This is a genomic window from Pseudomonas sp. FW507-12TSA, from assembly GCF_058781435.1.
The window spans coordinates 81,023-98,905 of the sequence record NZ_JBYSWT010000003.1 but is presented as its reverse complement, the minus strand read 5'-3'; the positions used below and the strand labels follow the sequence as shown (position 1 = coordinate 98,905).

Annotated in this window: 15 protein-coding genes and 1 riboswitch; of the genes, 10 read left to right on the top strand and 5 right to left on the bottom strand. The window is 64.3% G+C overall.

The genetic code is table 11. The annotated features are described in order from the left end of the window. The first annotated feature begins 38 nt into the window (after window positions 1–38). Window positions 39–258, top strand: a riboswitch (cobalamin riboswitch). 97 nt (window positions 259–355) lie between these two features. The 4 genes from AC3WK8_RS04120 to cobM all read left to right on the top strand — a co-directional run bounded on the left by AC3WK8_RS04120 (window position 356) and on the right by cobM (window position 2,648). Then, the gene (locus tag AC3WK8_RS04120) at window positions 356–544 is read left to right on the top strand and encodes a CbtB domain-containing protein (protein WP_085597919.1); all 189 of its coding nucleotides are present in this window, start codon (window positions 356–358) and stop codon (window positions 542–544) included. A gap of 10 nt (window positions 545–554) precedes the next feature. Further along, the gene (locus AC3WK8_RS04115; RefSeq protein ID WP_022639453.1) at window positions 555–1,259 is read left to right on the top strand and encodes a CbtA family protein; all 705 of its coding nucleotides are present in this window, start codon (window positions 555–557) and stop codon (window positions 1,257–1,259) included. After that, the gene (locus AC3WK8_RS04110) at window positions 1,256–1,657 is read left to right on the top strand and encodes a cobalamin biosynthesis protein (RefSeq protein WP_103324476.1); all 402 of its coding nucleotides are present in this window, start codon (window positions 1,256–1,258) and stop codon (window positions 1,655–1,657) included. The genes AC3WK8_RS04115 and AC3WK8_RS04110 overlap by 4 nt, the downstream gene beginning before the upstream one ends. 244 nt (window positions 1,658–1,901) lie before the next feature. After that, the gene (cobM, locus tag AC3WK8_RS04105) at window positions 1,902–2,648 is read left to right on the top strand and encodes a precorrin-4 C(11)-methyltransferase (protein WP_085597917.1); all 747 of its coding nucleotides are present in this window, start codon (window positions 1,902–1,904) and stop codon (window positions 2,646–2,648) included. A gap of 87 nt (window positions 2,649–2,735) precedes the next feature. Here the strand turns inward: cobM and nfuA are convergent, their stop codons facing one another. Both nfuA and AC3WK8_RS04095 read right to left on the bottom strand, forming a co-directional pair. Continuing rightward, complete coding sequence (nfuA, locus tag AC3WK8_RS04100; RefSeq protein ID WP_022639450.1) at window positions 2,736–3,320, bottom strand: Fe-S biogenesis protein NfuA; 585 nt, start codon at window positions 3,318–3,320, stop codon at window positions 2,736–2,738. 138 nt (window positions 3,321–3,458) lie between these two features. Next, the gene (locus AC3WK8_RS04095) at window positions 3,459–5,750 is read right to left on the bottom strand and encodes a fatty acid cis/trans isomerase (protein ID WP_022639449.1); all 2,292 of its coding nucleotides are present in this window, start codon (window positions 5,748–5,750) and stop codon (window positions 3,459–3,461) included. Between the two features lie 153 nt (window positions 5,751–5,903). Here AC3WK8_RS04095 and metH point away from each other — a divergent pair, with 153 nt between their 5' ends. Both metH and AC3WK8_RS04085 read left to right on the top strand, forming a co-directional pair. Next, window positions 5,904–9,614: a methionine synthase gene (gene metH / locus AC3WK8_RS04090; RefSeq protein WP_103324474.1), complete on the top strand. Its 3,711-nt coding sequence runs from the start codon at window positions 5,904–5,906 to the stop codon at window positions 9,612–9,614. Between the two features lie 92 nt (window positions 9,615–9,706). Continuing rightward, entirely contained in the window at window positions 9,707–9,925 is a 219-nt protein-coding gene (locus tag AC3WK8_RS04085) for a DUF2970 domain-containing protein (protein WP_022639447.1), read from the top strand. Window positions 9,926–9,929: 4 nt separating this feature from the next. Here the strand turns inward: AC3WK8_RS04085 and AC3WK8_RS04080 are convergent, their stop codons facing one another. Beyond that, window positions 9,930–11,015, bottom strand: a complete 1,086-nt coding sequence (locus AC3WK8_RS04080; RefSeq protein WP_085597914.1) for an ABC transporter substrate-binding protein — start codon at window positions 11,013–11,015, stop codon at window positions 9,930–9,932. 594 nt (window positions 11,016–11,609) lie between these two features. Between AC3WK8_RS04080 and AC3WK8_RS04075 the strand changes: the two genes are divergently transcribed. Together AC3WK8_RS04075 and AC3WK8_RS04070 are read left to right on the top strand one after the other, a co-directional pair. Beyond that, the gene (locus AC3WK8_RS04075; RefSeq protein WP_053131174.1) at window positions 11,610–13,268 is read left to right on the top strand and encodes a nitrite/sulfite reductase; all 1,659 of its coding nucleotides are present in this window, start codon (window positions 11,610–11,612) and stop codon (window positions 13,266–13,268) included. Beyond that, the gene (locus AC3WK8_RS04070) at window positions 13,252–13,746 is read left to right on the top strand and encodes a DUF934 domain-containing protein (protein WP_103324473.1); all 495 of its coding nucleotides are present in this window, start codon (window positions 13,252–13,254) and stop codon (window positions 13,744–13,746) included. The genes AC3WK8_RS04075 and AC3WK8_RS04070 overlap by 17 nt, the downstream gene beginning before the upstream one ends. A gap of 179 nt (window positions 13,747–13,925) precedes the next feature. Here the strand turns inward: AC3WK8_RS04070 and sohB are convergent, their stop codons facing one another. After that, on the bottom strand, window positions 13,926–14,951 hold the full coding sequence (sohB, locus tag AC3WK8_RS04065) for a protease SohB (protein WP_022639407.1): 1,026 nt from the start codon (window positions 14,949–14,951) through the stop codon (window positions 13,926–13,928). A gap of 202 nt (window positions 14,952–15,153) precedes the next feature. Here sohB and AC3WK8_RS04060 point away from each other — a divergent pair, with 202 nt between their 5' ends. Both AC3WK8_RS04060 and AC3WK8_RS04055 read left to right on the top strand, forming a co-directional pair. Further along, window positions 15,154–15,864, top strand: coding sequence for a histidine phosphatase family protein (locus AC3WK8_RS04060; RefSeq protein ID WP_022639408.1), 711 nt, complete (start codon window positions 15,154–15,156; stop codon window positions 15,862–15,864). Between the two features lie 51 nt (window positions 15,865–15,915). After that, window positions 15,916–16,230 carry an SCP2 sterol-binding domain-containing protein gene (locus AC3WK8_RS04055; RefSeq protein ID WP_022639409.1) on the top strand — a complete coding sequence of 105 codons (315 nt, stop codon included), beginning with the start codon at window positions 15,916–15,918 and terminating at the stop codon, window positions 16,228–16,230. Window positions 16,231–16,286: 56 nt separating this feature from the next. Here AC3WK8_RS04055 and AC3WK8_RS04050 read toward each other — a convergent pair whose 3' ends face one another. After that, window positions 16,287–17,882 carry an ABC transporter ATP-binding protein gene (locus AC3WK8_RS04050; RefSeq protein ID WP_103324472.1) on the bottom strand — a complete coding sequence of 532 codons (1,596 nt, stop codon included), beginning with the start codon at window positions 17,880–17,882 and terminating at the stop codon, window positions 16,287–16,289. Between the last annotated feature and the right edge of the window lies 1 nt (window position 17,883).

Genomic DNA, 17,883 nt, shown 5'->3' with positions numbered 1-17,883 from the left:
CCAACCGGCGATTGACGGCGCTCCCTTGCCCATGATTTGCTACACAACTTGTTACGGGTGCCCTTCACAGGGTGAAACGGGAAACCGGTGAATCACGCGCTTGCCGCGATGACCAGTCCGGTGCTGCCCCCGCAACGGTAAGCGAGCGAAGTGTCAGATCCACTGTGCCCTGGGCATGGGAAGGCGACACTTGCCGGCATGGCATGACCCGCCCTGCCCCTCGCGAGCCCGGAGACCGGCCCGCAATACACGAATAACAAACCCGCGGTGGGCGGGCGCTGTTGCAAACCCTGCGTGAACGCCACGCGGGGTTTTCCTGCGCCGCTTCCCGCTGACAAACCCAAGGGAACGCGCCATGTCGATCATCAGCAGCACCAGCCATTCCGCCAGCAGCACCGCCACCCTGAGCCAGCGCCTGGTAGCCGCCATCGGTGCCTCGATCCTTGGCGCCTGCCTGGTGTACTTCGCCGGCTTCTCGCATATCGAGGCAGTGCACAACGCCGCCCACGACACCCGCCACAGCGCCGCCTTCCCTTGCCACTGAGACCCGTCCGATGATCAAGCGTATCGCGCAAACCGCAGGCTTCACCGGGCTGCTGGCCGCCCTGCTGCTGACCTTGCTGCAAAGCTTCTGGGTCGCGCCATTGATTCTCCAGGCGGAAACCTACGAAAAGGCCCCGGCCACCGAGGCAGTCCATGAACACGCCCCGGGCGCCATGGCCGGGCACGTCCACGATGAAGAAGCCTGGGAACCGGAGGACGGCTGGCAGCGAGTCCTGTCCACCACCGGCGGCAACCTGGTGGTCGCCGTGGGCTTCGCCCTGATGCTGGCAGGCCTCTACACCCTGCGCGCACCGAGCCGCACTTCCCAGGGCCTGCTCTGGGGCCTGGCCGGCTACGCCACCTTCTGCCTGGCGCCCACCCTGGGCCTGCCGCCGGAGCTGCCGGGCACCGCCGCGGCCGACCTGGTGCAGCGCCAGACCTGGTGGGTCGGTGCCGCCGCGTCCACTGCCGTGGGCCTGGCACTGATCGTGTTCGCCGGCAACTGGCTGCTGAAGTTGCTGGGCGCGGCCATCATCGCCGTGCCCCATGTGATCGGCGCTCCCCAACCGGAAGTGCATTCGATGCTGGCTCCCGAAGCACTGGAGGCCCAGTTCAAGATCGCCTCGCAATTGACCAATGCCGCCTTCTGGCTGGCCCTGGGCTTGATCAGCGCCTGGCTGTTCCGGCGCAAGGGCGAGGATGGCCAGCGGGCATGATCACCGAGCCGGCCCTGGTGGTCGGCCTGGGTTGTCGCAAGGGTTGCCCGGCCAGCGCCCTGCGCGCCCTGCTGGACCAGGTGCTGCGGGCCCATGGCCTGGACCTGGGCCAGGTACAGGCCATGGCCAGCATCGACCTGAAGCAGGATGAACCGGGCCTGCTGGAGCTGGCGCAGCAGTTGTCGCTGCCATTGACCTTCTTCAGCAGTGCCCAACTGGCGCCCTACGACTCCCGCCTGAGCCACAGGTCGCAGGCCGCATTCGAACGCACCGGCTGTCATGGCGTCGCCGAAAGCGCCGCCCTGGCCATGGCCGAATGCCTGCAAGCAGGCTCGGCGCAACTGCTGGTGCCCCGGCAGAAATCCGCCGAAGCCACCTTGGCATTGGCAGGCCCTTGAAAAACGTAGGCGAGGCAGCCAGCACAAGGCGAAAACAAGCGAAAAAGCGCAGTTTACGCGCGGTAAATGAGCATTTTGACCGGGCTGGCGCACCAGCCTGTTTTCAACGCAGCGATGGCAACGCAGATAGTTTTTCAACGGCCTGTTAGCTGTTTGCCCGTAGAATCGCCGCTAACCCCCGCCCTCGATCATGAGCGATCTTCATCATGAAGCCTGCTCGCCCCCTTTTTCACAGGACACTGCCATGACTGTCTACTTCATCGGCGCCGGCCCCGGCGACCCGGAACTGATCACCGTCAAGGGCCAGCGCCTGATCCATCGCTGCCCGGTGATCATCTACGCCGGCTCCCTGGTGCCCCAGGCGGTGCTCGAAGGGCATAGCGCGGTACGGGTGATCAACAGCGCCGAATTGCACCTGGAACAGATCATCGAGGCCATCCGCGAAGCCCATGCCCAGGGCCAGGATGTAGCCCGGGTGCACTCCGGCGATCCGAGCCTGTACGGCGCCATCGGCGAGCAGATCCGTTGCCTGCGGGAGCTGGGGATTGCTTTCGAGATCGTCCCCGGAGTCACCGCCACCGCCGCCTGCGCCGCATTGCTGGGAGCGGAGCTGACCTTGCCCGATGTCTCCCAGAGCGTGATCCTCACCCGCTACGCGGACAAAACCAGCATGCCGGCCGGGGAAGAGTTCGCCAGCCTGGCGGCCCATGGCGCCACCATGGCCATCCACCTGGGGGTCAACCATCTGGAGCGCATCGTCGCCGAACTGCTGCCCCACTACGGTGCCGACTGCCCGATCGCGGTGGTGCACCGGGCCACCTGGCCGGACCAGGACTGGGTACAGGGGACCCTGGCGGATATCGCAGCCAAGGCAGCCGCCAAGGGCTTCCGGCGCACCGCGCTGATCCTGGTGGGCCGGGTATTGGCCGCCGATGCCTTCAGTGAGTCGTCGCTGTACCGCGCCGGCCACGCACACCTCTATCGGCCCTGACCCACTTGTTCACGCCCAGGGGCCTGGTTCCGGGCATAAAAAAACGGCGCTCACGGGGCGCCGTTTTTTTGTGTCGCAGCGAACGCCTTAGTAGTAGGCGTTTTCTTTCTGCGTATGGTCAGTGACGTCGCGCACGCCCTTGAGCTCAGGAATACGCTCGAGCAGGGTGCGCTCGATGCCGTCCTTCAAGGTCACGTCGGCCTGGCCACAGCCCTGGCAACCGCCACCGAACTGCAGCACGGCGATGCCGTCTTCGACCACGTCGATCAGGCTGACCTGGCCGCCGTGGCTGGCCAGCCCGGGGTTGATCTCGGTTTGCAGGTAGTAGTTGATGCGCTCGTTGATCGGGCTGTCGGCGTTGACCATGGGCACCTTGGCGTTGGGAGCCTTGATGGTCAGCTGGCCGCCCATGCGGTCGGTGGCGTAGTCGACGACTGCATCATCGAGGAAACCTTCACTGAAGGCATCGATGTAGGCAGTGAAGCTCTTGAGGCCCAGGGCCTTGTCCTCGGGCTTTTCTTCGCCCGGCTTGCAATAGGCGATGCAAGTCTCGGCGTACTGGGTACCTGGTTGGGTGATGAAGATGCGGATGCCGATCCCCGGGGTGTTCTGCTTGGACAGCAGATCAGCCAGATAATCGTGGGCGGCGTCGGTAATGGTTATGGCGCTCATGATGGTTCCTCGCAGACGTGGGCGCAGTTTACGCCAATCGATGTCGCTGAAAAAGTCCTAGTGTTTTTGTCAGGATAGACCTTGGTCTGAGACGCCCCCGTAGCCTTCTGCGCATCCGGGGGCGGCGACCGCTCTATCTCAGAGGTTTTCGTAGCGGTTCATATCCATGACCCCGGCCTCGACCGGATCGGTTTCCTGCAAGAAGCGGGTCTGGTCATGGAAGTACTGCCAGAACTGCGGATGGCTGCGGCGGATGCCCCAGCGCTCGACGATCTTCTCGAAGCTTTCGGCATCGCGGGCTTCCTGCATGGCCGTGACGAACTCCGGCACCTCGGCGGACGGGATGTCGAACATGAAGTTCGGGTAGCTGCTGAGGATACCCGGGAAGATGGTCAGGGTATCCAGCCCCGGCTGGTAGCGCAGCGATTCGCCGAGCATGAAGGCCACGTTGCTGTGGGCCCGGTTGCGCAGCATGCTGTAGAACTGGCGCTTGCCGCCGGGCGTCTGGACCCGCAGCAAGGTGGCCTCAGGCAACTGCTCGATGACCTTGAGCCCCGCCGCCGGCCGCGACGCCAGACCGCTCAGGGCCTGTTCGGCATCCTGCAGGGCCGGATCGATGTTGGGTCGCGAGCAATAGGCGCTGTCGCAGCGGTTGATCGGGTCCGGCTTGGCATTGAGCTCGCCGTAGCGCGCCAGCAACTGGTTGGCGAAATCCTTCTTCGGATCCTTGGCGTCCAGCTTCAGGGCGCTGCGCTTGCTGTCGTCGATGGACTCGTAGTCCAGCCACATCTTGAACTTGCCGCTGTTCTGGTACCAGTCGTCGAGGAAGTCCTCGCGGGTGCCGGCCGGCATCAGGCGCAGGAAGTTCTGCTCGGCGCCATTGCGGATCAGGTCGAAGTACAGCCGGGTCTGGGCCTGGTGCGAGACGTTGCCGAACACGTCGAAGTTCACTGCCAGCTGGTAATAGGTGCGCTCCAGCAATGGATAGTCGAACAGCCACATCGTCTGCGGGATCTCGCCGATCAGGCCCTTGGTCACCGAGGCGCTGTCGAAGTGCCGGAAGATGCTCAACAGCGCGTTGTCGTTGCCGGCCCACAGAGTCGACCAACTGGGCGCCGGGGCCTCGGCGTAGGAATCACGGCGCAGGACCTCGTACTCGTTGCGCTTGTCGCGGTAGGCCAGCCACAGGCTGAGCACGCTGCCAACATCGTCGTTCTGACCCGGCATCGCCAGCAGGGGCGTGGCCTGGCCGCGATAGGCCGGGTCAGTGATGTACAGGTCATGTTCCGGGGCCTGGAACAGCGCCCAGAAGTTGTCGCGGATCACATCGGTGGCGATCTGTCCGCGGCATACCGGGCCCCGGATGAAGGTACGCACGAAGTACTCGGCGTTATCCAGCATGAACTGGTAGCGGGCCTTGGCCGGAATCGCCTCGAAGGTCTCGAACGGGTTGGCCCGGCGCGCCGGCCCATAACCGGGCAAGGCGTTGACCTGCCAGTCGCCGCTGTAGAACAGGGTCTTGACCCGGGCCAGCTTCGCCGCGCCCAACGGGTAAGTGATGTGGGTCTTGTGCACGATCACCCCTTGCACCGGCCACAGGCGGTAGTACACCTGGGTGCCCGGGTCGTCGTTGGGGCGTCGGGTATTGATCAGGTCGATGGGCTGGCCAGTGGGGGTACGCGAACGCACCCACTGGAAGAAATGCCCCGGCTCACCGCCTTCGAAATAGATGTGGGCGAGGAACCAATGCTCGTAGAGCCAGCGCGCCACCAGGCTTTCCCGGGCGCCAGGGGCGTTGAGCAGGTTTTCCCATTGGACCACCTGCAGGCTTTCCCGGGCGCTGGGGGCCAGGCCCTGCTCATCGATCGGCGCGCCGGAAGCCAGCCAGCGCTGTAGCGTCTGGTACTGCTGGCTGGTCAGGCCGGTGACCGCCAGGGGCATGCCTTCCTTGGGATGGGCGCCGGCATACCCGTCGAACTCGGCCGGCTGCGGGCACATGTTTTCCCGGTTCAGGCCCAGGACGATCTCACTGGGCAGCTTGGCATTGGGTTGCAGCGGCGTCCGGTGCCCCAATTCCAGCATGCGCGCCATCAGTGCCGCCTGGCTGCCCTGGGCGTCGAGCACCGAATAGAACCCGCGGCTCTGCCAGGCCGCCTTGCCGCTGGCGTCGTAGAACAACCGGGTCGGATCCTGGGCCTTGCTCCGTTCACCGTCGTATACCGGCGCCTTCGACGCGCCACGGGCGGCACCTTCGCCACTGCCCAGGTTGAGCTGGCAAGCCGAGTCGTAGCAGGCATGGCAAGCCACGCATTTCTCGGTGAAGATCGGCTGGATATCGCGGGTATAGGAAATCGCCGGCGCCGGACCTTGCGCCATGCACAGTGAACTCAATAGCAGCAGCACGCTGCTGACGGCAAAACGATACGGCATGTCCCTGGTCCCGAAAGTAAAAACGTCGCGATTCTACCGGTCCGCCCGGCGAACCAACATGAACGATATTCATGCAAAACCGGCACATGCCGCAAAACCATGCAGGTTTGCTATTCTCCACGCCCTCCGTAATGGCCTTTCCAGGTAGTTCCCATGTCTGACCGCAGTGCTCGCCTCCACGCTCTCCAGCAAGCCCTCAAGGAGCGCATCCTGATCCTCGATGGCGGCATGGGGACCATGATCCAGAGCTACAAGCTCGAGGAGCGGGACTACCGTGGCGAACGCTTTGCCGACTGGCCCAGCGACGTCAAGGGCAACAACGACCTGCTGGTACTGACCCGTCCGGACGTGATCGGCGCGATCGAGAAAGCCTACCTGGACGCCGGGGCCGACATCCTCGAGACCAACACCTTCAACGCCACCCAGGTGTCCCAGGCCGACTACGGCATGGAAGCGCTGGTCTACGAACTGAACGTAGAAGGTGCCCGCGTGGCCCGCAAGGTGGCCGACGCGAAAACCCTGGAAACCCCGGATAAGCCGCGCTTCGTCGCCGGCGTCCTGGGCCCGACCAGCCGCACCTGCTCGATCTCCCCGGACGTCAACGATCCGGGCTATCGCAACGTCACTTTCGACGAACTGGTGAGCAACTACACCGAGGCCACTCGTGGCCTGATCGAGGGCGGCGCCGACCTGATCCTGATCGAGACCATCTTCGATACCCTCAACGCCAAGGCGGCGATCTTCGCCGTGCAGCAGGTGTTCGAGGAGGACAACGTCGAACTGCCGATCATGATCTCCGGCACCATCACCGACGCCTCCGGCCGCACGTTGTCGGGCCAGACCACCGAAGCGTTCTGGAACTCGGTGCGCCATGCCAACCCGATCTCGGTGGGCCTGAACTGCGCCCTGGGCGCCAAGGACCTGCGTCCCTACCTGGAAGAGCTGTCGACCAAGGCCGACACCCATGTCTCGGCCCACCCCAACGCCGGCCTGCCCAACGCCTTCGGCGAATACGACGAAACCCCGGCGGAAATGGCTGCGGTGGTCGAGGAGTTCGCCGCCAGCGGCTTCCTCAACATCATCGGCGGCTGCTGCGGCACCACTCCGCCGCATATCCGGGCCATCGCCGAGGCCGTGGCCAAACACAAGCCACGGGTCATCCCGGAGATCCCCAAGGCTTGCCGACTGTCGGGCCTGGAGCCGTTCACCATCGATCGCCAGTCGTTGTTCGTCAACGTCGGCGAACGCACCAACATCACCGGCTCCGCCAAGTTCGCCCGGCTGATCCGCGAAGAAAACTACACCGAGGCCCTGGAAGTCGCCCTGCAGCAGGTCGAGGCTGGCGCCCAGGTGATCGACATCAACATGGACGAAGGGATGCTCGATTCCCAGGCCGCCATGGTCCGCTTCCTCAACCTGATCGCCGGTGAGCCGGACATCTCCCGCGTACCGATCATGATCGACTCCTCCAAGTGGGAAGTGATCGAGGCGGGCCTCAAGTGCATCCAGGGCAAGGGCATCGTCAACTCGATCTCGATGAAGGAAGGCGTCGAGCAGTTCAAGCATCACGCGCGCCTGTGCAAGCGCTACGGCGCGGCGGTCGTGGTGATGGCCTTCGACGAGGTCGGCCAGGCCGACACCGCCGCGCGCAAGCGCGAGATCTGCCAGCGCAGCTACGACATCCTGGTCAATGAAGTGGGCTTTCCGCCGGAAGACATCATCTTCGACCCGAACATCTTCGCCGTGGCCACCGGCATCGAAGAGCACAACAACTACGCCGTGGACTTCATCGAAGCCTGCGCCTACATCCGCGACCACCTGCCCTATGCCCTGTCGAGCGGCGGGGTGTCCAACGTGTCGTTCTCGTTCCGTGGCAACAACCCGGTGCGCGAGGCGATCCACTCGGTGTTCCTCTACCATGCGATCCAGAACGGCCTGACCATGGGTATCGTCAACGCCGGCCAGCTGGAGATCTACGACGAGATCCCACCGGCCCTGCGCGACAAGGTCGAGGACGTGGTGCTCAACCGCACTCCGGAAGGCACCGACGCCTTGCTGGCCATCGCCGACGACTACAAGGGTGGCGGTGCCAGCAAGGAAGTCGAGGACGAGGCCTGGCGTTCACTGCCAGTGGGCAAGCGCCTGGAACACGCGCTGGTCAAGGGCATCACCGCCCATATCGTCGAGGACACCGAGGAGTGCCGCCAGCAGTGCGCGCGGCCGATCGAGGTCATCGAAGGCCCGCTGATGAGCGGCATGAACGTGGTTGGCGACCTGTTCGGCGCCGGCAAGATGTTCCTGCCCCAGGTGGTCAAGTCGGCCCGGGTGATGAAGCAGGCCGTGGCCCACCTGATCCCGTTCATCGAAGCCGAGAAAGGCGACAAGCCCGAGGCCAAGGGCAAGATCCTCATGGCCACGGTCAAGGGCGATGTGCATGACATCGGCAAGAACATAGTCGGCGTGGTGCTGGGCTGCAACGGCTACGACATCGTCGACCTGGGCGTGATGGTGCCGGCGGAGAAGATCCTGCAGACCGCCCGCGACGAGAAGTGCGACATCATCGGCCTGTCCGGCCTGATCACCCCGTCGCTGGACGAGATGGTCCATGTCGCCCGCGAGATGCAGCGCCAGGATTTCCACCTGCCGCTGATGATCGGTGGCGCCACCACCTCCAAGGCCCACACCGCGGTGAAGATCGAACCCAAGTACAACAACGACGCGGTGATCTACGTCACTGACGCCTCCCGCGCCGTGGGCGTGGCCACCCAACTGCTGTCCAAGGAACTCAAGCCCGGCTTCGTCGACAAGACCCGCCAGGAGTACGTGGAAGTGCGCGAGCGCACCGCCAACCGCAGCGCCCGTACCGAGCGCTTGAGCTACCAACAGGCGATCGCGGCCAAGCCGCAATATGACTGGGCGGCCTACCAGGCCACGCCCCCGTCCTTCACGGGCGTGAAGATGCTCGACAACATCGACCTGCGCGAGCTGGCCGAGTACATCGACTGGACGCCGTTCTTCATCTCCTGGGACCTGGCCGGGAAATTCCCGCGCATCCTCACCGACGAAGTGGTCGGCGAGGCAGCGACGGGGCTGTACAAGGATGCCCGCGAGATGCTCGACAAGCTGATCGACGAGAAGCTCATCAGCGCCCGGGCGGTATTCGGCTTCTGGCCGGCCAACCAGGTCAACCATGACGACATCGAAGTCTACGGCGACCACGGCCAGACCCTGGCCACCCTGCACCACCTGCGCCAGCAGACCATCAAGCCCGACGGCAAGCCCAACCTGTCCCTGGCCGACTTCGTGGCGCCCAAGGACAGCGGTGTGACCGACTACGTCGGCGGCTTCATCACCACCGCCGGCATCGGCGCCGAGGAAGTGGCCAAGGCCTACCAGGACAAGGGCGACGACTACAGCTCGATCATGGTCAAGGCCCTGGCCGACCGCCTGGCCGAAGCCTGCGCCGAATGGCTGCACCAACAGGTGCGCAAGGAGCACTGGGGTTACGCCAGGGACGAACACCTGGACAACGAGGCGCTGATCAAGGAGCAGTACAGCGGTATCCGCCCTGCCCCGGGCTATCCGGCGTGCCCGGACCACACCGAGAAGAGCACCCTGTTCGCCCTGCTCGACCCCGAGGCCAGCGAAGGCAAGGCCGGGCGCAGCGGCGTGTTCCTCACCGAACACTTCGCCATGTTCCCGGCGGCGGCGGTCAGCGGCTGGTACTTCGCCCACCCGCAGGCGCAGTACTTCGCCGTGGGCAAGGTCGACAAGGACCAGGTGCAGAGCTACACCCAGCGCAAGGGCCAGGACCTGGCCGTGAGCGAACGCTGGCTGGCGCCGAACCTGGGCTACGACGACTGATCGCAGCCGCTTGTGCAGGGGGTGCCAGGCACCCCCTGATGCCCGCCGGTATTGTCTATGCTCTGTTGACACCCAACCGTGTCGAGGGATTTATGGACGATCCAAGCAACAACCAGCCACCGACCTTCCTGCAAATGCTGCAAAGCGTCCTGGCGGCAGCCTTCGGCGTACAAAGCGGGAAGAATCGCGCCCGCGACTTCACCCACGGCAAGCCCAGCCACTTCATCGCGCTGGGCATCCTGTTCACCACCTTGTTCGTCCTGGTGCTGCTGGGCATCGCCAAGCTGGCGATGCACCTGGCGGGAGTCTGAAGCGCTAGCGCAGCAGCAACTGCAACCCGAAGGGGTAGCGATAGCCGTCCGGCTTGCCCTGGGCGGACAAGGCGCGGAAATTCACCCCGCTCCCGGCACGGTCTCCCAGGCGCAGCAATTGCTGCGCCTGGCCCGGGGTCAACGGCTGCAATAGCGGCAAGCGCCAATCCGGCCCGCCCTGGCGCCGGGTGTCGAGGCCCAGCGCGTCGTCGTGGAGCGTCACCAGGGCCCAGCCGCCCAGGGTGAAGTGCCCGGCGACCAGGACCGACAATTGCCCATCGATCAAGGCCTGCAGCGCTTGCGGCGAGCTGTTGAGACCGCTGAACAGCACGTCCTTGCCGGGCTTCAGGCCCAGCTCGCGGGCCGCACTCATGGCCCCCAGGGCCATCTCATCATTGGCCGACCAGACCAGCCGGGCCTGCGGGTAACGCCGCAGCAACTGCTGGGCCTGGCGGTAGGCACGCTCACGGTTCCATTCGCCATAGACCAGCTGGCGCAGGTGCACCTGCGGGAATTCGGCCAGGGCCCGGCGCAGGCCCTGCTCGCGCAATTGCGCCGAGGGCGTGACCTTCAACCCGGAGAAAGCCAGGAGCTCGATGCTCTGCCCGTCCGCCACCGGCCCGTGCTGGCGCACGAGTTCCTTGAGCATCAGGTAGCCGGCCTCTTCGTCGTTGCCCAGCATGCTGCCGATCCAGTCGGAATACTTGTGCCGGTTCTGGCCGATCAGCTCACGCTGGTCCTGGGTCAGCGCGCTGTTGACGAGGAACAGCTTGATCCCGGTGCCCTGGGACAAACGCAGGATCTGCGGGGCGATGTACTGCTCGTTCACCAGCACCAGGTAGTCCGGTCGATGTTCGCCCTGGATCACCTGCCGCGCCTGCTCCAGGGTCCGGCCGGCGTCGCGCTCGGCATAGAGGATGCGCAAGTCCATGCCCAGGTCGCGAGCGGCGGCCTGCATGAAATGCGAATAGCTGACCCAGAAGGTTTCGGTCGAGTTGCCGGGATTGAGGAAGACCACCGAGGTCGCCTGAGCCATGCTCCAGAACGGCAGGCTCAACCACACCACGCACTTGCACAACAGCTTGAACATCACGAAAAGAGCCCCAGAATGATCCCAGCAGTATAACTGGCAAGATGCTGGCCAATAGCGGTAAATTGTCGTGATTGTCCGACAATCCAGGCTCTGTAAGGCCTCTCTACTACTGGTGGCTGACCCAGAACACGGCCGTACCCACGACCAGTATGATCAGAAAGAGAATGGCCCAAGCATCGACACTGCTGTCACTTTTCCTGGCTTTGGTTGGATGGCTCATAGCATCGCCTCTAGTGGATTTTATCGGTGACTGCTCAAAGACACGCCCACAGTTAAGACCAGGATTTCCCACACCACAAATGTGGATACTGAGAAAGCCCTACCGTTAGTCGTTTTGGTTCTTTGCATATACTCAAACATCACTTTTGCGCATAACCGCAAACTGGTATCGTTCGGCGGCTCCGATCGGAGTGCGCGGCCGTGCGCGCAGATTTGCTTACGTAGGTGGTGTTGAGCGTCAACGAAGGCAAGACGAGGTGGATGCGGTGACAGACCGCGATCGACTCCAGTCAAAGCGTCCTGAGCACCTGTTCACCGCAGTATTTGCCGAGTGCGCCTGCAAGCCACCTGTAGCCTGAGAACTGGACCTATATGTACGTATACGACGAGTACGATCAGCGGATCATCGAGGACCGCGTCAAGCAGTTCCGTGATCAGACCCGACGCTATCTGGCAGGCGAGCTGAGCGAAGAAGAGTTCCGCCCCCTGCGCCTGCAGAACGGGCTTTATATCCAACGCTTCGCCCCGATGCTGCGGGTCGCCGTGCCTTATGGCCAGCTGAACTCGCGCCAGGCGCGAATGATGGCCAAGATCGCCCGCGACTACGACAAGGGCTACGCGCACATCAGTACCCGGCAGAACGTGCAGTTCAACTGGCCGGCCCTGGAAGACGTGCCGGAGATCCTGGCCGAGCTGGCCACCGTGCAGATGCATGCCATCCAGACCAGCGGCAACTGCCTGCGCAACGTCACCACCGACCAGTTCGCCGGCGTCGCTGCAGATGAACTGGTAGACCCGCGCCCATGGTGCGAGATCGTCCGCCAGTGGACCACCTTCCACCCCGAATTCGCCTACCTGCCGCGCAAGTTCAAGATCGCCATCAATGGCTCGACCGCGGACCGCGCGGCCATCGAGGTGCACGACATCGGCCTGGAGCCGCACTACAACGCCGCCGGCGAGCTGGGCTTCCGGGTCCTGGTGGGCGGCGGCCTGGGCCGGACCCCGGTGGTCGGCGCCTTCATCAACGAGTTCCTGCCCTGGCAGGACCTTCTGAGCTACCTCGACGCCATCCTGCGGGTCTACAACCGCTACGGCCGGCGCGACAACAAGTACAAGGCGCGGATCAAGATCCTGGTCAAGGCCCTGACTCCCGAAGTGTTCGCCGAGAAGGTCGAGGCCGAGATGGTCCACCTGCGCGGCGGCCAGACCACCCTGACCGAGGCCGAAGTGCATCGCGTGGCCCGGCACTTCGTCGATCCGGACTACAAGGCCCTGGACAACCAGGATGCCGCCCTGGCCGCCCTGGACCAGGAGCACCCCGGTTTCGCCCGCTGGCGCACCCGCAACACCCTGGCCCACAAGAAGCCGGGTTATGTCGCCGTGAGCCTGTCGCTCAAGCCCACCGGCGTGGCCCCTGGAGATGTCACCGACAAGCAGTTCGATGCCATCGCCGACCTGGCCGACCGCTACAGCTTCGGCTTGCTGCGCACTTCCCACGAGCAGAACGTGATCCTCGCCGACGTCGAGCAGAGCCAGCTGTTCACCCTCTGGGGCGAACTGCGGGAAAACGGCTTCGCCACCCCGAACATCGGCCTGCTGACCGACATCATCTGCTGCCCTGGCGGTGATTTCTGCTCCCTGGCCAACGCCAAATCGATCCCGATCGCCGAATCCATCCAGCGCCGTTTCGACGACCTGGACTACCTGTTCGATATCGGCGAGCTGGACCTCAACATCTCCGGCTGCATGAACGCCTGTGGCCACCACCACGTGGGCCACATCGGCATCCTCGGCGTCGACAAGAAAGGCGAGGAGTTCTACCAGGTCTCCCTGGGTGGCAGCGCCAGCCGCGACGCCAGCCTGGGCAAGATCCTCGGCCCGTCCTTCGCCCAGGACGACATGCCGGACGTGATCTCCAAGCTAATCGACGTGTACGTGGAACAGCGTACCGAGGACGAGCGCTTCATCGACACCTATCAACGTATTGGCATCGACCTCTTCAAGGAGCGCGTCTATGCAGCGAATCATTAAGAACAACGAGGTCGTCGACGAAACCTGGCATCTGCTGCCCAAGGACGCGACCCTCGACGGCATCTCCAACTGCGACGACCTGATCGTGCCGCTGGCACTGTGGCGCGACCACGGCCACGCCCTCAAGGCCCGCGACGGCGGCCTGGGCATTTGGCTGGACGCGGACGAAGAAGCCGAAGAAATCGGCAACGATGTCCATAACTTCCAGGTAATCGCCCTGAACTTCCCGGCGTTCACCGACGGCCGCAACTACTCCAACGCCCGCCTGCTGCGCGACCGCTATGGCTACAAGGGCGAACTGCGAGCCATCGGCGACGTGCTGCGCGACCAGCTGTTCTACCTGCGGCGCTGTGGTTTCGACGCTTACGCACTGCGGGCCGACAAGGACCCCTACGAAGCCCTGGAAAGCCTCAAGGACTTCTCGGTGACCTACCAGGCCTCCACGGACCAGCCACTGCCGCTGTTCCGCCGCCGCTAGGCCTGCGCCAACAAAAAGCCCTGGAGCGGTTTCCCGCTCCAGGGCTTTTTTGTATCTGTCGTCTTCTAGACCGTCATCGCGAGCAAGCTCCTACAGGAGGGTTCAAGCCTTGTTGCAGGAGCAAGGCTTGCCCGCGATCGCTCATCAGAAGAGCACCAACGGCAAGCTCGCGCGCAGCATTACCAGAAACGCTGCTGGGTCAGGCGGCTCCACCAGGTCAGCAACACGCGGTCGACCGAACCGCTGGCCGCCAGCCCTACCCGCTCCTGCAGGCTCTTGCGCTCGGCGTAGTGCAGGTGGAAGACCTCGGCCGCCTTGGCTTTCTCGGCCAGGTACTCGTCGCTGGTCTGCAACTCGTCCACCAGTTGTTTTTCCTGGGCGGCCACACCCAGCCAGACCTCGCCGGTGGCCACTTCGTCGATGGCCAGTTGCGGGCGATAGCGGGCCACGAAGTTCTTGAACAATTGATGGGTGACGTCCAGGTCCTCCTGGAACTTCTCCCGGCCCTTCTCGGTGTTCTCGCCGAACACCGTCAGGGTGCGCTTGTACTCGCCGGCGGTGAGTACCTCGAAGTCGATGTCGTGCTTCTTCAGCAGGCGATTGACGTTGGGCAACTGCGCCACCACGCCGATGGAGCCGAGGATGGCGAAGGGGGCGCTGATGATCTTCTCACCGATGCAGGCCATCATGTAGCCGCCGCTGGCCGCGACCTTGTCGATGCACACCGTCAGCGGTACCCCGGCCTGGCGAATACGCGCCAGCTGCGAGGACGCCAGGCCATAGCTGTGGACCATGCCGCCGCCGCTTTCCAGGCGCAGCACCACTTCATCCTTGGGCGTGGCCAGGCTCAGTACCGCGGTGATCTCGTGGCGCAGGCCCTCGGTGGCCGACGCCTTGATATCGCCGTTGAAATCCAGCACGAACACCCGCGGCTTATCCTCGGCGGGCTGTTTCTTCTGCTTCTTCTCGGCCTTGCCCTTGGCCTTGCGCAAGGCCTTGAGCTGCTCCTTGTCCAGCAGGCTCTGCTCCAGGCGCTCGCGCAGGTCCTTGTAGAAATCGTTCAGCTTGCTGACCTGCAACTGCCCGGCCCCCTTGCGCCGACCCTTGCTGCGCAGCGCGGCAGCGGTGATCAGCACCACCAGGATGGCGACCACCAGGGTCACGGTCTTGGCCAGGAAACTGGCGTACTCGATGAAAAACTCCACGGAAACTCCTTACGCATGATCGCCACCCACCGGCGGCGCAATGGGCCCAAGCATACCGACGCGACCGGTCGGCCACCAGTCGCGAAACCTTGTGGAGCCGCGCTCCAACAATCATTTCAAACAAGCGTATGTTTTTTCATTGACAGCTCACCGGCATCCTCATAACCTCGCAAAACTTTCAACGTACCGGGATGACGCGGACGTGGGCAGCATCTATCTGATTCGACATGGCCAGGCCTCTTTTGGTGCAGACGACTACGACGTGCTGTCGCCCATCGGCGTGCGCCAGGCCACCGTCCTCGGCGATCACTTGGCGGCCCTCGGGGTGAACTTCGATCGCTGCCTGTCCGGCGACCTGCAACGCCAGCAGCATACCGCCCAGGCCACCCTGGAACAGCTGGCTGTCGCTGGGCTGGCCACGCCGGCCCTGGAGATCGACCCGGCGTTCAACGAGTTCAATGCCGACGCCATCATCCGCGCCCTGTTGCCCGACCTGCTGCCCCAGGAACCCGAAGCGCTGCACACCCTGCGCAACGCCGCGCAAAATCGCGGCGAATTCCAACGCATCTTCGCCCTGATCATCCAGCGCTGGCTGGCCGGCACCTACGACCCGCCCGGCCTGGAAAGCTGGCTGGGCTTCGTCGAACGGGTCCAGGGTGGCTTGCAGCGCATCCTCGAAGCGGCGGACAACCGGCAGAAGATCGCCGTGTTCACCTCCGGCGGCACCATCACCGCCCTGCTCCACCTGATTACCCGGATGCCTGCCCAGCAGGCCTTCGAACTGAACTGGCAAATCGTCAACACTTCGCTCAACCAGCTGAAGTTCCGCGGTCGCGAAGTGTCCTTGGCCTCCTTCAACGGTCATACGCACCTGCAACTGTTGAAGGCACCGGAGCTCATCACTTTCCGCTGAGCCCGGCTTACCGTGAACCCTTGCTGTAACCACCCATAAAAGGATCGAACCATGACCTCCGTAGCTGACGCCGTACAAGCCATGCAAGCCAAGTTCAACCCAGCTGCCGCTGCCGGCCTGGACCTGGTCTTCGGTTTCCGCATCGATGACACCAAGCACTTCTCGCTGGTGGTGAAAGACAGCACCTGCGAACTCAAGGAAGGCGAGAACCCAGACGCCCAAGTCACCCTGGTGATGGACGGCGAAACCCTGGACGGTATCGTCAGCGGCGAAACCGACGGCATGCAGGCCTTCATGGGCGGCAAGCTGCGCGCCGAAGGCGACATGATGCTGGCCATGAAACTGAGCGAGCTGTTCCCAGCCTAAGACCCCGCAAGGTCCGGCCATCCACGAATCCCGCCCCCTGGCGGGATTCGTCGTTTTCAGCCCGCGCCAGCTGGCAACGGCGCCACCCCGGACGCTGCCAACAGCTCACGGGTATAGGGATGTCGCGCCGCCGCGAACAGCTGCTGGGTCTGGCCGCGCTCCACCACCTGGCCGTCCTTCATCACGATCAGGTCATGGGCCAGGGCCTGGACCACCGCCAGGTCGTGGCTGATGAACAGGTAGGTCAGGCCATGCTCCTGTTGCAAGCGCCGCAGCAGCGCCACCACCTGCTTCTGCACCGTGCGATCCAGGGCCGAGGTCGGCTCATCCAGCAGGATCAGCTCAGGCTTGAGCACCAGGGCCCGGGCGATGGCGATGCGCTGGCGCTGGCCACCGGAGAACTCGTGGGGATAACGGTGCCGAGCGGCCGGGTCCAGGCCCACTTGCTCCAGCACCTCGATCACCGCCCGCTCCTGTTGCCCAGAATCCAGGTCGGTGTGTACCCGCAAGCCCTCGGCGATGATCTGCTGCACGCTCAGGCGCGGGCTGAGGCTGCCGAAGGGGTCCTGGAACACCACCTGCAACTGCCGGCGCAGCGGCCGCAACCGCGCCCCGTGGAGCGTCTCCAGGGCCTGGCCATTGAAACGGATGCGCCCTTGTGCAGCGATCAGCCGCAGGATCGCCTGACCCAGGGTCGACTTGCCCGAGCCGGACTCACCGACGATGCCCAGGGTCTTGCCCCGTTGCAGTTGCAGGTCGATGCCATCCACCGCCTTCAGGTAACGCCGTGGCCGCCACCAGCCGCCGCCCTGGCCGAACCAGACCTTCAACTGCTCCACCGCCAGCAGGGTTTCACTGCTGCCCCGGGGCAGCGCCTGGCCGCCGGGCTCGGCATTGAGCAATTCCAGGCTGTAGGGATGTCGCGGTGCCTGGAACAGCTGCTGGCAATCAGCCTGCTCGACAATGCAGCCGCCACGCATCACCGCCACTCGCTGGGCGATATGGCGCACCAGGTTCAGGTCATGACTGATGATCAGCAGCGCCATGCCCAGACGCTGTTGCAACGCCTGGAGCAACAGCACGATCTTGCGCTGCACGGTCACGTCCAGAGCGGTGGTGGGCTCGTCGGCGATCAGCAACTCCGGTTCGCAGGCCAGGGCCATGGCGATCATCACCCGCTGGCGCTGGCCGCCAGACAACTGGTGCGGATAGGCCCTGAGCCGTTCCCGGGGGTTCTGGATACCCACCAGCTCCAGCAGTTCGAGAATCCGCTCCCGGGCCTGGGCGCCGGCCAGGCCCTTGTGCAGGCGCAGGGTCTCGCCCAACTGCCGCTCGACGCTGTGCAGCGGATTGAGCGAGCTCATGGGCTCCTGGAAGATCATCGCGATGCGGTTGCCGCGCAGTTGGCGCAAGCGGGCCGGCGCTACCCCCAGCAGTTCCTCCCCGCGATAGCGGATGCTGCCCGCGATCCGCGCCGCACGCGGGTCGAGCAATTGCAGGATGCTGTGGGCGGTCACCGACTTGCCGGAGCCGGACTCGCCCACCAGCGCCAGGCACTCACCAGGGCGGATCTGAAGGTACAGGCCATGCACCACCTCGGTGGCACCGAAGGCCACCTTCAGGCCACGCAGTTCAATCAGGGCTTGGGTCATC

Bases quoted from the DNA above. Each gene is read 5' to 3' on its own strand.
- AC3WK8_RS04120 (WP_085597919.1), top strand. From the start codon at position 356: ATGTCGATCATCAGCAGCACCAGCCATTCCGCCAGCAGCACCGCCACC.
- AC3WK8_RS04115 (WP_022639453.1), top strand. From the start codon at position 555: ATGATCAAGCGTATCGCGCAAACCGCAGGCTTCACCGGGCTGCTGGCC.
- AC3WK8_RS04110 (WP_103324476.1), top strand. From the start codon at position 1,256: ATGATCACCGAGCCGGCCCTGGTGGTCGGCCTGGGTTGTCGCAAGGGT.
- cobM (WP_085597917.1), top strand. From the start codon at position 1,902: ATGACTGTCTACTTCATCGGCGCCGGCCCCGGCGACCCGGAACTGATC.
- nfuA (WP_022639450.1), bottom strand. From the start codon at position 3,320: ATGAGCGCCATAACCATTACCGACGCCGCCCACGATTATCTGGCTGAT.
- AC3WK8_RS04095 (WP_022639449.1), bottom strand. From the start codon at position 5,750: ATGCCGTATCGTTTTGCCGTCAGCAGCGTGCTGCTGCTATTGAGTTCA.
- metH (WP_103324474.1), top strand. From the start codon at position 5,904: ATGTCTGACCGCAGTGCTCGCCTCCACGCTCTCCAGCAAGCCCTCAAG.
- AC3WK8_RS04085 (WP_022639447.1), top strand. From the start codon at position 9,707: ATGGACGATCCAAGCAACAACCAGCCACCGACCTTCCTGCAAATGCTG.
- AC3WK8_RS04080 (WP_085597914.1), bottom strand. From the start codon at position 11,015: ATGTTCAAGCTGTTGTGCAAGTGCGTGGTGTGGTTGAGCCTGCCGTTC.
- AC3WK8_RS04075 (WP_053131174.1), top strand. From the start codon at position 11,610: ATGTACGTATACGACGAGTACGATCAGCGGATCATCGAGGACCGCGTC.
- AC3WK8_RS04070 (WP_103324473.1), top strand. From the start codon at position 13,252: ATGCAGCGAATCATTAAGAACAACGAGGTCGTCGACGAAACCTGGCAT.
- AC3WK8_RS04055 (WP_022639409.1), top strand. From the start codon at position 15,916: ATGACCTCCGTAGCTGACGCCGTACAAGCCATGCAAGCCAAGTTCAAC.
- AC3WK8_RS04050 (WP_103324472.1), bottom strand. From the start codon at position 17,882: ATGACCCAAGCCCTGATTGAACTGCGTGGCCTGAAGGTGGCCTTCGGT.